Source organism: Nonomuraea sp. NPDC051941 (genome assembly GCF_044593615.1).
This window is the reverse complement of record NZ_JBIUCF010000014.1, coordinates 210600-223121: the sequence shown is the minus strand read 5'-3', so window position 1 is coordinate 223121 and position 12522 is coordinate 210600. Positions and strand designations below refer to the sequence as shown.

The following is a 12522-nucleotide window of genomic DNA, read 5'->3' as shown; positions in this document are numbered from 1 at the left end:
GTGCCCGTTCGGGCCGTCGTGCCCCCCGTGGAGTGGTCGGCCGAAGCGGTGTCAGACGGGCTGGTTCGGAGCCTGGGCGGTGATGGCCGGGATGAGGTGGTAGCTCTCCTGGAAGACGAGGTTGTGGGCGTCGCCGGCGGCGATCGCGCGTAGCGTGTCGAGCTGGGCCTCGGCGTCCGCACGGCCGAAGACGTTCAGCGGCCAGTCCCCGACCGTGTTGCCCCGCAAATGCGGGTGGTGGAAGTCGCAGCCGTAGTGGGCGACGATCGCGATCGGCTGGTTGTGGGTGGCGCGCTGTTCCGGCCACGTCAGCGACCACATCGCGTTGAGCCCGCCCTCGCGCGACCGGGTGACCCCGCTGGCCACCACCTCACCGGTGCCGAGCAGCAGGTCGGCGTTGAGCTCGTCGAGGGCTCTGCGTGCCACCGGGTCGAGCAGCTCGGCCGCCGTGGCGAAAACGTGTTCCTTGTCCCCCCGCGTGACGGCCCCTCCGTGGTCGCCGTCACGCAGGTCGCGGAAGTGCCTGAGCAGGGCTTCGTTCATCGGAGTGCACATGACTACCCCCTGCCCAGATCCGGGTCAGGTGAGCAGGGCGGCGATGCGATCGCGCACGTCAGGCGTGTCGAGCCCGCGTACCGTCAGCGTCGTGCGGCGGCGTACGACGTCGTCCACCGTGGCCGCCCACTCGCGGTCGCGCGCGTAGACCGCCTGGGCCCAGATGTCGGGGCCGTCCGGGTGGATGCGCTCGCCGAGGGCGTGGTCCTCGCGGATGAGCCGGGCCAGGTCGAACGCGATCGACCCGTAGTGCGTGGCCAGGTGCCTGGCCACCAGCGGATCCATGCGCGCGCCCGGGTCGCGGTCGGTCCACAGCCGCAGGGCCACCGCGTCGGGGCTGGCCAGGCCCGGCAGGGGCACGGCGGGCAGGATGTCGGCCAGGTCGTCGCCCAGGGGCCGGCCGGGCAGGTGGGCGAGCGTGTCGAGGACGTGCCTGCCGATATGGCGGTAGGTGGTCCACTTGCCGCCCGCGACCGAGAGCATGCCGCCCGACCCCCTGGTCACCACGGTCTCCCGCTTCGCGGCCGTCACCTGCCCGGGGCCGCCGGGCAGGACGCGCAGCCCGGCGAAGGCGTAGGTGATGTCCTCGCGGCTGAGCTGGGCGTCGCGTACGGCGTGGCCGGCCTCGTCGAGGATCTGCGCGATGTCGGCCTCGGTGGCGCGCACCCCGCCCGGATCGCCCTCGTACGCCTCGTCCGTGGTGCCGAGCAGCAGGTGGTCCTCCCACGGGATGGCGAACGACACGCGGTACTTGTCGATCGGCGTGGTCAGCGCCGCCTTCCACGGTTCGTGGCGGCGCAGCACCAGGTGGGCGCCCTTGGACAGCCGGATGCTCGGCGCGGCGTCCGGGTCCTCCATGCGCCGCAGGTGGTCCACCCAGGGCCCGGTGGCGTTCAGGACGAGCCGGGCGGAGACCCCGAACTCGGCCCCGTCGAGCCGGTCGCGCAGGTCGGCCCCCGTGACCGTGCCGCCCGTCTTGCGCAGCCCGACGACCTCGGCGTGGTTGAGCACGACCGCGCCCGCGTCCGCGGCGGCCCGTACGGTCATGACCGCGACGCGGCTGTCGTTCATCTGGTGGTCGCCGTAGACGGCGGCCGCCCGCAGCCCCTCGGTACGCAGCGCGGGCACCTTGGCCAGCGCCTGGTGGGGCGTGATCACCTTGCCCATGCCGTCGCCGAACACCGACAGCGCCGAATACAGGAACACCCCCGCGCCCAGCTTGGCCGCCCCATGCGGCCCGCCCTTGTAGATCGGCACCAGGAACGTCAGCGGCTTGACCAGGTGCGGCGCGATGTCGGCGGCCAGGGCGCGGCGCTCGCGGTGGTTCTCGGCGACCAGCCGGACGTTGCCGGTCTGCAGGTAACGCAGGCCCCCGTGGACGAGCTTGGAGGAGGCGCTGGAGGTCGCGCCGGCGAAGTCGCCCGCGTCGACCATCGCCACCCGCAGCCCGGCCTGCGCGGCCATCCAGGTCACGGAGGTGCCGAGGATGCCGCCGCCGATCACGAGCAGGTCGTAGGCGGTGCGCGAGAGCTCCTCACGGGTCTGCGCGCGGTCTGCGGCGGTCGTCGTCGTCATTGCCATGCTCCCTACCTGTTGACCTACTGCTCGACCCAGTCGAGGGTCCGGGCCACGGCCTTCTTCCAGTTGCGGTATTCGTGCTCGCGCGCGGCCTCGTCGATGGCCGGGCGCCACTCGGCGGCCTTGTGCCAGTTGGCGCGCAGGCTGTCGACGTCGGGCCAGTAGCCGGTCGCCAGCCCGGCGGCGTAGGCGGCGCCCAGGGCGGTGGTCTCGGCCACCATGGGCCGGATCACCGGCACCGCGAGGACGTCGGCGAGGGTCTGCATGAGCAGGTTGTTCGCGGTCATGCCGCCGTCGGCGCGCAGCGTGGTCAGGTCGAGCCCGGAGTCGGCGTTCATCGCGTCGACCACCTCGCGGGTCTGCCACGCCGTGGCCTCCAGTACGGCCCGCGCGATGTGCCCCTTGGTGACGAACCCGGTCAGCCCCGCGATCACGCCGCGCGCGTCCGAGCGCCAGTGCGGCGCGAACAGCCCCGAGAAGGCCGGTACGAAGTAGCAGCCGCCGTTGTCGTCGACCGTCCTGGCCAGCGTCTCGATCTCGGCCGCGCTGGAGATCAGGCCCAGGTTGTCGCGCAGCCACTGCACCAGCGACCCGGTGACCGCGATCGCGCCCTCCAGCGCGTACGTGGCCGGGCCCTCGCCGATCTGGTAGCCGACCGTGGTCAGCAGGCCGTGCTTGGAGACGACGGGCTCGTGGCCGGTGTTCATCAGCAGGAAGCTGCCGGAGCCGTAGGTGCTCTTGGTCTCGCCGGGCGCGAAACACGTCTGGCCGAACAGCGCCGCCTGCTGGTCGCCGAGCGCCGAGGCGACGGGGACGCCCGCCGCGGTGCGGCCGTAGACCTCGGCGGACGGGCGGATCTCCGGCAGCATCGCGCGGGGCACGCCCAGCGCGTCGAGCAGCTCGTCGTCCCAGGCCAGCGTGTGGATGTTCATCAGCATCGTACGGCTGGCGTTGGTCACGTCGGTGACGTGGCGGCCGGTGAGGTTCCACAGCAGCCAGCTGTCCATCGTCCCGAACAGCACCTCGCCGCGCTCGGCCCGCTCCCGCAGCCCGTAGGCGTCCAGCAGCCAGCGGATCTTCGGCCCGGAGAAGTACGTCGCCAGCGGCAGCCCGGCCTTCTCCTTGAACAGCCCCTCGTGCTCGGCCAGCGCCCGGGTCAGCTGATCCGTGCGGGTGTCCTGCCAGACGATCGCGGGGCAGACGGGCCGGCCGGTGGCCCGCTCCCACAGCACGGTGGTCTCGCGCTGGTTGGTGATGCCCAGCGCGGCGATCTGGCCGTCCTCGATGCCGGCGCCGCTGACGGCCTCGGCCAGCACGCCCTGCACGGCCTGCCAGATCTCGGCCGCGTCGTGCTCGACCCAGCCGGGCTTGGGGAAGATCTGGCGGTGCTCGCGCTGGGCGACGGAGATGATGTTGCCGGCCTGGTCGAAGACGATGCAGCGGCTGGAGGTGGTGCCCTGGTCGATGGCGGCGACGTATTGAGTTCGAGGCACGGGGTTCCTCGCTTGGTTCTGGTTCGGCAATGCCGAACGAATGCTATTTCGTGGTCTTAGGGATGTTCAAGTGAGCGGGTGATCGCGCGGGCGGCGTCCCGTACGTACGAGACGAACTCCATGTGCAGGGCGCCGTCGGGGGCCAGCCGCTCGACGGCGCCGCGGATGCCGATGGCGCCCACCACCAGGCCGCGCGGGTCCTTGATGGGCGCGGCGATGGCCACCTCGCCCTCGGTGAGTTCCTCCGTCTCGGAGGCCCAGCCGCGCGTCCTGACCAGGCCGAGCTCCTTCTCCAGCGCCGCGGGGTCGACGATCGTGTTCTTCGTGTACGGCTGCAGCGGCGGCGCGGGCGGCTCGCCGTACGGGTCGTGGGCGAGCAGGACCTTGCCGAGCGCGCTGGCATGGGTCGGCAGGTATGTGCCCACCTGGAGCGTCTGCATGCTGTCGTCGGGCCGGAACACGTGGTGGATCACCAGCACGTGGCCCTCGTGGAGGGTGCCGATCCAGGCGCTCTCCCTGCTGCGCCCCGCGAGGGCGTCGGCCCAGTTGATGGCGCGGGTGCGCAGCTCGTTGACGTCGAGATAGCTGCTGCCGAGATGGAGCAGCGTGGCGCCGAGCCGGTATTTCCCGCTCGCCGGGTCCTGCTCGACGAACCCGACGTGGACCAGCGTGCGCAGGATGCCGTGCAGCGTGCCCTTGGGCAGGCCCAGCGCCCTGGCCAGCTCGGCCACCCCGAGCTGGCGCGGCCCCGAGGCCAGCAGCTTCAGGATCGCGGCCGCCCGCTCGACCGACTGAATCGTCTCTCCCACAGCCCGCACCATAGCGCAGATTCGTTCGGTATTGCCGAACGGTCGAAGGGATGGAACCGATCTTCGCATGGCCGCGTCCAGAAGGTGGGGGAAATGCGCCGTCAATCCTTAATGGGATGACAGTTCCGTTAAAATGGAACGTTGCGACAAGGAGCGTAGATGGACCAACCTTCCCGTTCGGCGGGAACCGTGCGGCCAGGGGGCCGCACGGCGCGGGTGCGCGCGGCCGTCATGGAGGCCACGCAGGACGAGCTGGTCGAGCACGGCTTCCATGGCCTGACCATGGACCAGGTGGCGGCCAGGGCGGGCGTCGGCAAGACCACGGTCTACCGGCGCTGGGGGAGCAGGGCGGGCCTGGTCACCGATCTCATGACCGAGCTGGCCAACCAGTCCACGCCCCATGCCGACACGGGCGGCGTCGAGGCCGACCTGCGGGCCAACGCGCTGTCCGTACTGGGGGCGATCAACGACGGGCGGCTCGGCGCCACGTTCCAGGCGGTGATCGCCGCCGCCACCAGCGACGAGCAGGCCGCCGGCGCGCTGCGCGCCTTCTACCTGCGCAGGATCGCGGAGTGGGCCAACGTCGTGGACCTGGCGGTCAAGCGGGGCGAGCTGCCCGCGGGCACCGACGGCGCGGAGGTGATCCGCGCGATCTCCGCCCCGCTCTACTACCGGCTGGTGGTCACCAGGGAGCCGGTGACCGAGCAGGACGCGGAACGGTCCGTGGCGCGCACGCTGGCCGCCGCCAGGGCCGGCGCGTTCGTCGTGGAAGAGCCCTAGCTCACGGGGTCGAACGCGGCCAGATGGAGCCGTACCACCACAGGATGCCGCCCACCACGATCAGGCCGCCCGCCGTCGCCAGCTTCCCCATGAGGTCGGCGGGCGGGCCGGTGAAGGGCAGGTTGTCGAGGTGGTGGCCCCAGGGGCAGTCGTTCTTGACGCGGCTGGATTCGACGAGCGTTTCCCGCTGCGGGTCACCCAGCGAGTACGCCTCCACGTCCGCGGTGCTGCCCTTGGCCACCGGCACCTGCCTGACGATCGACTTGTGGGCCGGGATGGCCCCCTTCGCCACGCTGACCCCGTCGGCCTGGACGTCGAAGCGGGCGGCCTCCTGGGTCAGGTTGTGCAGGGTGACGTGCGCGCGTCCCGAACGGCAGTGAACGTCGTCCACCGTCATCGTGAACGGGTCGCCGTGATCCTCATGCCAGGGCCACGCCTGCGCGCTCTGGGGGAGGAACAGGACCGCACAGACCGGTAGTGCGGCCAGCACGAGACGTGTCCTGATATGCATGAGCTCCCCCCAACGAGTGATCTTTGCTACAGAAGGTGCCCAAGTGACCACGAAAAGTAACATCGACGCACTGGGGGAGCGCGAGCCTCGCGAACCCTTCATGATGGAGGTATGGCGGAAGCGATCTACGTCGGCGGTTTGTTGGTGGCGACGCCGCTTCTCGACGACCCCAACTTCCGGCGTAGCGTCGTGCTGATCCTCGAACACGACCACGACGGCGGCACCCTGGGGGTGGTGCTCAACCGGCCGAGCGACATCTCCGTGACCCAGGTGCTGCCCGTGTGGGATCCGCTGGTGACCGGGCCCTCCGTGCTCTTCGAGGGCGGGCCCGTGCAGACGGACAGCGCGCTCGCGCTGGCGGCGGTCCCCAGCGGCGAGGAGCCGCTCGGCTGGCGCAGGCTGCACGCGGGCACCCCGGCCGTCTCCAGGATCGGGACGGTGGACCTGGACGCGCCGCCCGAGATCCTGCAGGGGGAGATCGCGCAGATGCGCATCTTCGCGGGGTACGCGGGCTGGTCGTCGGGCCAGCTGGAGAGCGAGATCGCCGAAGGCGCCTGGTACGTGGTCGACTCGGAGGTCGGCGACACCTTCCACGCCGATCCCCGCGCGCTCTGGCGGCACGTGCTGCGGCGGCAGCCCGGCGAGCTGGCCTTCGTGGCGACCTGCCCGGACGACCCGACGATGAACTGACTAGCGGTCCCAGCCGGGCCGCAGCGAGCGCTCGGCCAGCTCGATGGTCTCCGCCATCCGCTGCGTGATCTCCGGCAGGCCGCTGTCGCGGCGCGGGCACTCGAAGCCGACGCGCAGGGTGCAGGCGGCGAACGCCACGATCAAGGGCGTGAGCATGTCCTCGTCGGGGTCCACGCCCCTGCGTGCGGCGATCACCTCGATGAGGCGGCGCTCGGTCGCCGCGCCCCTGGCCACGGACATGCCCACCAGCCTCGGGTGGTCCTCCATGAGCCGCCGCAGCTTCAGGAACCTCGCCCTGTCCTCGCCCGTTGAACCCTCCAGGTCGCCGACGACCGCGCGCATGGCGTGCATGAGCGAGGTGAAGGACGACTCATCCTCCGGGCGGGACGCCAGCGTCTCGAGCATGATCTCCTCGCCGTGGTCGTGGTGCCACAGCGCCAGGTGATCCTTGCTGTTGAAGTAGCGGAAGAAGGTGCGCGGGGAGATTTCGACGGCCCCCGCGATCTGCTCCACCGTGGTCGACTCGTACCCTTGTTCGAGGAACAGGTCGAGCGCGGCGTCGAGGATCGCCAGGCGCGTCTTCTCCTTCTTGCGTTCCCGTAGACCCACAGCAGTCACTCCCTCGAAACCTTTCTGTCACAGTGTGCCATAAGTCATACGACGACGAATAAAACTCGTTTGTCATTAGTCAGCGACTGTCATAGATTACCTGAGGCTTACGAGATCTATGCCCCGGTATGGGGCGGTTCGTGTACTTAGGGGGACTTCATGGCTCACGCGAAGGCGGTGGATGCGCCGTCATCGCACGGCCCGGTGAAAACGGGGGCCGGCGGCAATCCTTGGCTCGTGCTGCTGGCGGTCAGCTTGGGCGTCATCATGGTCATGCTCGACGGCACGGTCGTGGGCATCGCCAACCCGTCGATCCAGGCCGACCTCAAGGCCTCGCTGTCCGACCTGCAGTGGGTGACCAGCGGTTACCTGCTGGCGCTGGCGGTGTTCCTGATCACCGCCGGCAAGCTCGGCGACCTGTTCGGGCACAAGCGGGTCTTCCTGATCGGCGTGGCGGGGTTCGCCATCTCCTCGGTGGGCATCGGGCTCAGCGCCGAGCTGGCCGACATCATTCCCGGCCTCTCCCCGGTGGGCGCGCTGATCGCCCTGCGGGTGCTGCAGGGCCTGTTCGGCGCGCTGCTCCAGCCGGCCGCCCTGGCGCTGCTGCGTGGAGCGTTCCCGGGTGAGAAGCTCAACCAGGCCATGGGCGCCTGGGGTGCGATCATCGGCCTGTCCAGCGCCGCCGGCCCGATCGTGGGCGGCCTCCTGGTCGAGAACGCGAGCTGGGAGACGGTCTTCTTCATCAACGCCCCCGTCGGCCTCGCCGCCCTCGTCCTCGGCACCATCCTGATCAAGGACAACCGCGCGCAGACGCTGGCGCGGATCGACTGGCTCGGCGTGCTGCTGCTGTCCGGCGCGATGTTCTCGCTCGTCTGGACGATCATCAAGGCTCCGGAGTGGGGCTGGGGCGACAGCACGACGCTGACCTTCGCGGGCCTGTTCGTGGTGCTGATCGGCGCGTTCATCTTCTGGCAGAGCCGGGCGAGCCAGCCGCTGGTGCCGCTGTCGCTGTTCAAGAACGCCTCGATCTCCATCGGCACCGTGCTGATGATGATGGTCGCGTTCGCCATGTTCGGCGCGATGTTCTTCCTCGGCTTCTTCTTCCAGGGCGTGCACGGCCTGTCCCCGCTGGAGGCCGGCCTGCGCATGCTGCCGATGAGCGCCGGCATGATCGTCGCCTCGCCGCTGGCGGGCATGGCGATCGGCAGGCTGGGGGCGAAGATCACGATGGCCACGGGCCTGCTGATCACCGCGTTCTCGATGTTCCTCATGTCCCAGCTCAGCATCGACGCGTCGTTCATCGAGAGCGGCATCCCGTTCCTGCTGCTGGCCTTCGGCATGTCGCCGGTGTTCGTGGGCGCCACGGAGATCATCGTGGGCAACGCCCCGGTCAACCTGACCGGCGTCGCGGGTGGCGTGCAGCAGTCGGCCATGCAGGTCGGCGGCGCGCTCGGCACCGCGATCCTGGGCGCCGTGATGGCCGGCGAGATCTCCGACAAGCTGCCCGGCTACCTCGGCCCGGCGGCCCAGGCCATCCCGCCCGCCCAGCTGACGGGGCTGGAGAAGGCCGCCGCGTTCGGCACCGTCCCGCCCGGCGTGCCGCAGCAGATCGGCGACGCCGTGCACAACGCCTTCATGGACGGCATGCACGTGGCCTTCCTGGTCAGCACCGGCATCGCGGTGCTGACGGCCGTACTGACGCTGTTCGTCAAGGCCGGCAGGAAGACCGAGGGCGCGCCCGTCCACATGGGCTGAGCCTGATCCCACGTACGGCCCTCGCCACGCGGCGGGGGCCGTATCGCTATATGGGGGACCTGGTCGTCGTCGGGCATAAACTCTGTGGGGTGAGCACGACGAAGATCCTCCCAGAGCAGGAGACCACGCCCCGGACGTCGCACGGCGACGGCGATCACGAGCGGTTCGCCCACTACGCGGACAAGCACAAGATCACGGAGAGCATGGTCACGGGCACGCCTATCCGGGCGCTGTGCGGCAAGGTCTGGGTGCCCAGCCGCGATCCGAAGAAATATCCGGTATGCCCGGAGTGCAAGGAGATCTACGAGGGCCTGCCCCCGGGTGGCGGCGACGGCGGCGACAACAAGCAGTGAGTGTTGCTGACCGGTAATCTCCCCAGGTCAAGCTACGGTCGGTAGCCAGACCGGCTCGATACGTAGTGGGGGATTGCATGGTCCGGCGCGTGACCGCCGTCTCGTTGGCATGTCTGCTCGCGGTCGGGTTCACGCCGCCGCTCCGTACCGAGGCGGCGCAGGCGTCGCGTTGCGCGGGCCACGTCCCCCGCAGGACGGGGCCGCGCTCACCCAAGCCCGAAGACGTGGCCAAGGTCCTCGTCGAGCTGGGCAAGCGGCTCGCCGGCGTGACGACGCCCACCCAGGTCACCGTGCCGACGCGCGTGCACGTCATCACGCGCGGTGAGCGCAAGGTGACCGACGACGACGTCAAGGCCCAGATCGGCGCGCTCAACTCCGCGTACGGCGGCACCTACGGCGGCGTCGACACCGGCGTGCGCTTCCGCCTGGACGGCATCTCGGTCACCGACAACGCCCTGTGGTTCAACGACCCCGTCGGCAACGAGCGGCCGATGAAGGTGGCGCTGCACCAGGGCGGCGCCGACACGCTCAACCTCTACATCGCCCAGCTCAGCGAGCAGATGCTGGGCTTCGCCAGCTACCCGTACTGGTATGACGAGACGCCCAGGCTGGACGGCGTCGTGATCGACTGGCGCAGCCTGCCCGGTGGCGCGATGACCAACTACAACCGCGGCTTCACCGGCGTGCACGAGATCGGGCACTGGCTCGGCCTCTTCCACACGTTCGAGAACGGCTGCGAGCTGCCCGGCGACGGCATCGCCGACACCCCGATGGAAGCCCGGCCGACCGAGGCCTGCCCGGCGGACAAGGACAGCTGCGCGCAGCACCCCGGCCTGGACCCGGCGCACAACTTCATGGACTACGCGCACGACAAGTGCATGTCGGAGTTCACCGCGGGGCAGGCGGAGCGCATGCACCAGATGTGGGCGGTGTACCGGACCGCGACCACCCCGGCAGCCTAGATTTCCGGCAAATTACGATATGTAGGTGACAGGTCCAAAGGCACTCGACACTCCCTACGAATCCACCCGCATCCTCAGCCCCGAATACCGCGTCGCGACAGTCGGTATCGTGCTGACGATCACCCTGGTCGCCTTCGAGGGCATGTCCGTCGGGGTCGTCATGCCGGCGGTGGCCCACGAGCTGAACGCCCTCGACCTGTACGGGATCAGTTTCTCCGCCTTCCTCATCGCCAGCCTCTTCGCGAACGTGGTGGCGGGCCTCTGGTCGGACCGCCGCGGCTACCAGTTGCCGTTCCTGTCTGGGGTGGTGCTGTTCGTGGCGGGGATGGCACTGGCCGGGGCGGCGCACTCGGCGGGGATGTTCCTCGTGGCGCGGGCCGTGCAGGGGCTGGGCGCGGGCGCCTCGATCGTGGCGCTGCTCGTGATGATCGCGCGGGTCTATCCGGAGGCCCTGCGGCCCAAGGTCTTCGCGGCCGTCTCCGCGGCCTGGGTGGTGCCCGCCATGGTGGGGCCGGCCGTGGCCGGGTTCGTGGCCGTGCAGTGGGGCTGGCGGTACGTCTTCTACGGGATCATCCCGCTGGTCGTGCCCGCGCTGGTGATGCTCGTGCCCGCGCTGCGCATGCCGTCCTCCTCCCATGAGCCGTCGACCGGCCCGCGCTCCAGGCCGGTCGCGATGACGCTGGCCGCCACCGCCACGGCGGGCGGGGCCGGGGCGCTGCTGCAGGGCGTGGACCTCCTGCACAGACGCCCCGTGGTCGGGGCGCTGGAGGCCGTCGCGGGCCTGGCGTTCCTGGTCTACGGGCTGTACCGGCTGCTGCCTCCCGACGCGCTGCGGTTCGCGCGCGGGCTGCCCACGACCGTGCTGATGCGGGGCTTCTTCTCGGCCGCCTTCTTCGGGGTGAACTCCTTCATCCCGCTCGCGCTGCAGGAGGTGAAGTCCTTCGACCTCAAGCTCGCGGGGATCGCGCTGACGACCGGGGCGCTGGGGTGGTCCGCGGGGTCGTTCCTGCAGAGCAGGCGGGAGGGGGAGGCGTACAGGCGGATCCGGCTGGGGGCGGGGTGCGTCACCGTCTCGATCCTGATCTGCATGCTGTGCGTCGTTCCCGGGGTGACCGGGTGGGTCGCGGTGCCCGCGTGGATCGTGGCCGGGTTCGGGATGGGGTTCGGCATGACCACGGTCAGCGTCACCGCGTTGCGGCAGTCCCCTCTGAACGAGCAGGGGGCGAACTCCGCCGCCCTGTCGGTCACGGACATGCTCGGGTCCGCCCTGGCGATCGGGGTCGGGGGCGCGCTGGTCAATCTGATCGGTCACGCCCCGGACGAGATCGCCACCGGGTTCGTCGTGATCTCGTTCCTCATGGCCGCCGTCGCCCTCGGCGCCACGCTCCTCGCCGGACGCACCCGCTGATTTCCGCCCCTCCTGTCACACCGATCACGGTTCTCCTGACCATCGCCGCGCGGGGTGATAGGACAGCGGTCAGGGAGGTGCCATGGAGGATGACACCGAGGACGACCGCCGGGTCTGGCCGCCTCAGCCCGCTCCCAGGCATCGCCGTACTCCTCCGCGGTACGCGTGGGGCGCGCCCCACGCGGAGGAGCCGCGGCGGGGGCGCACGGGCCCTCTTGAGGCCGTGCCGGACCCCGACCCGGAGCCGGTACGGCGGCATGCCCGGTCCAGCGGTCCTGAGCCGGTCCGCGGCGAGCCCGACCCGCTGGACCTCGGGCCCGAGGAGCCGTGGAACCCGCAGATCCGCAGGACGGCCTCGTACGGCCTGGACCGCGAGTTCGAGCCCTGGGAGTCGCTTCCCCCGTCCGCGCGCCTCTACGGCTCTCCGGCGGACCCCGGGCGGCGCACGGGCGTGTCCGGGAGGACGCTGCGGCGCTGGGCGGTCGTGTCGGTGGCCCTGCTGGCAGGCGTGGGCCTGGTGGTGGGGGCGACCGTCGTGGTGCTGCGGATCACCGCGCCTTCGGCGGAGAGCGGGCAGCTGAGCGACTCCCTGGCCAAGGTGTCGGTGGCGCTGCCACAGGGGTGGAGCCAGGCGCCGGTGCCGCCCGTGACGGGATTCACCTCCGTGGCCAGGGACGGCGGCGGCGGGCTCGTCATGGCCAGGCCGGTCACAGGGGCCGTGGCGGACGCCAAGAAGGCCACGGCGGAGGCGGCGGAGCTCTACTCCCGGCTGCTGCTCAAAGGAGACCGGGTGACCGTCGTCGAGGACAAGGAGCTCCCCGGAGGACACACCCGGGCGCTGCGGGCGGAATATCAGGATGTGGCCAACCGGCCGGCCTTCCTGAGAGTGACGCTTCTCACTCGCGCGGGCTCCGCGGTCATGCTCCTCGGGCTGCTCCAACCCGAGGAAACCGCACGCAGACAGGCCCTCGACACGGTCATGACGAAGATCAAATGACCCGCATAGCACGCGGGGAAGA

At 70.6% G+C, this 12522-nt stretch carries 13 protein-coding genes; 7 read left to right on the top strand and 6 right to left on the bottom strand.

What is annotated here, in order from left to right:
* Nucleotides 1–51: 51 nt before the first annotated feature.
* From ACIHFD_RS24605 to ACIHFD_RS24590, 4 genes are read right to left on the bottom strand one after another with little or no spacing between them, the layout of a single operon-like run.
* Complete coding sequence (locus ACIHFD_RS24605; RefSeq protein ID WP_397368851.1) at nt 52–543, bottom strand: hypothetical protein; 492 nt, start codon at nt 541–543, stop codon at nt 52–54.
* Between the two features lie 36 nt (nt 544–579).
* A complete protein-coding gene (locus ACIHFD_RS24600) occupies nt 580–2136 on the bottom strand; it encodes a glycerol-3-phosphate dehydrogenase/oxidase (protein ID WP_397368850.1) in 1557 nt (518 codons plus the stop codon).
* 17 nt (nt 2137–2153) lie between these two features.
* Nucleotides 2154–3626, bottom strand: a complete 1473-nt coding sequence (glpK, locus tag ACIHFD_RS24595; RefSeq protein WP_363962816.1) for a glycerol kinase GlpK — start codon at nt 3624–3626, stop codon at nt 2154–2156.
* 56 nt (nt 3627–3682) lie between these two features.
* A complete protein-coding gene (locus ACIHFD_RS24590; RefSeq protein WP_397368849.1) occupies nt 3683–4435 on the bottom strand; it encodes an IclR family transcriptional regulator in 753 nt (250 codons plus the stop codon).
* Between the two features lie 159 nt (nt 4436–4594).
* Here ACIHFD_RS24590 and ACIHFD_RS24585 point away from each other — a divergent pair, with 159 nt between their 5' ends.
* Nucleotides 4595–5215: a TetR/AcrR family transcriptional regulator gene (locus ACIHFD_RS24585; protein WP_350730078.1), complete on the top strand. Its 621-nt coding sequence runs from the start codon at nt 4595–4597 to the stop codon at nt 5213–5215.
* A 1-nt stretch (nt 5216) separates the two neighbouring features.
* On the opposite strand, the gene ACIHFD_RS24580 is transcribed toward ACIHFD_RS24585, so the two are convergent.
* Nucleotides 5217–5726, bottom strand: a complete 510-nt coding sequence (locus tag ACIHFD_RS24580) for a hypothetical protein (protein WP_397368848.1) — start codon at nt 5724–5726, stop codon at nt 5217–5219.
* A gap of 111 nt (nt 5727–5837) precedes the next feature.
* On the opposite strand from ACIHFD_RS24580, the gene ACIHFD_RS24575 reads away from it, so the two are divergent.
* Entirely contained in the window at nt 5838–6416 is a 579-nt protein-coding gene (locus ACIHFD_RS24575; RefSeq protein ID WP_350730081.1) for a YqgE/AlgH family protein, read from the top strand.
* Here ACIHFD_RS24575 and ACIHFD_RS24570 read toward each other — a convergent pair whose 3' ends face one another.
* Nucleotides 6417–7025, bottom strand: a complete 609-nt coding sequence (locus ACIHFD_RS24570) for a TetR family transcriptional regulator (RefSeq protein WP_350730083.1) — start codon at nt 7023–7025, stop codon at nt 6417–6419.
* 159 nt (nt 7026–7184) lie between these two features.
* On the opposite strand from ACIHFD_RS24570, the gene ACIHFD_RS24565 reads away from it, so the two are divergent.
* The 5 genes from ACIHFD_RS24565 to ACIHFD_RS24545 all read left to right on the top strand — a co-directional run bounded on the left by ACIHFD_RS24565 (nt 7185) and on the right by ACIHFD_RS24545 (nt 12500).
* On the top strand, nt 7185–8780 hold the full coding sequence (locus ACIHFD_RS24565) for a DHA2 family efflux MFS transporter permease subunit (RefSeq protein ID WP_350730085.1): 1596 nt from the start codon (nt 7185–7187) through the stop codon (nt 8778–8780).
* Nucleotides 8781–8869: 89 nt separating this feature from the next.
* The gene (locus tag ACIHFD_RS24560; RefSeq protein ID WP_364840022.1) at nt 8870–9133 is read left to right on the top strand and encodes a DUF3039 domain-containing protein; all 264 of its coding nucleotides are present in this window, start codon (nt 8870–8872) and stop codon (nt 9131–9133) included.
* Between the two features lie 89 nt (nt 9134–9222).
* Nucleotides 9223–10095 carry a zinc metalloprotease gene (locus tag ACIHFD_RS24555; RefSeq protein ID WP_397368847.1) on the top strand — a complete coding sequence of 291 codons (873 nt, stop codon included), beginning with the start codon at nt 9223–9225 and terminating at the stop codon, nt 10093–10095.
* 25 nt (nt 10096–10120) lie between these two features.
* A complete protein-coding gene (locus ACIHFD_RS24550; RefSeq protein WP_355207294.1) occupies nt 10121–11503 on the top strand; it encodes an MFS transporter in 1383 nt (460 codons plus the stop codon).
* Nucleotides 11504–11585: 82 nt separating this feature from the next.
* Entirely contained in the window at nt 11586–12500 is a 915-nt protein-coding gene (locus tag ACIHFD_RS24545; protein WP_397368846.1) for a hypothetical protein, read from the top strand.
* Nucleotides 12501–12522: the final 22 nt, after the last annotated feature.

Bases quoted from the DNA above. Each gene is read 5' to 3' on its own strand.
- ACIHFD_RS24545 (WP_397368846.1), top strand. From the start codon at position 11,586: ATGGAGGATGACACCGAGGACGACCGCCGGGTCTGGCCGCCTCAGCCC.
- ACIHFD_RS24585 (WP_350730078.1), top strand. From the start codon at position 4,595: ATGGACCAACCTTCCCGTTCGGCGGGAACCGTGCGGCCAGGGGGCCGC.
- ACIHFD_RS24600 (WP_397368850.1), bottom strand. From the start codon at position 2,136: ATGGCAATGACGACGACGACCGCCGCAGACCGCGCGCAGACCCGTGAG.
- ACIHFD_RS24575 (WP_350730081.1), top strand. From the start codon at position 5,838: ATGGCGGAAGCGATCTACGTCGGCGGTTTGTTGGTGGCGACGCCGCTT.
- ACIHFD_RS24605 (WP_397368851.1), bottom strand. From the start codon at position 543: ATGAACGAAGCCCTGCTCAGGCACTTCCGCGACCTGCGTGACGGCGAC.
- ACIHFD_RS24580 (WP_397368848.1), bottom strand. From the start codon at position 5,726: ATGCATATCAGGACACGTCTCGTGCTGGCCGCACTACCGGTCTGTGCG.
- ACIHFD_RS24565 (WP_350730085.1), top strand. From the start codon at position 7,185: ATGGCTCACGCGAAGGCGGTGGATGCGCCGTCATCGCACGGCCCGGTG.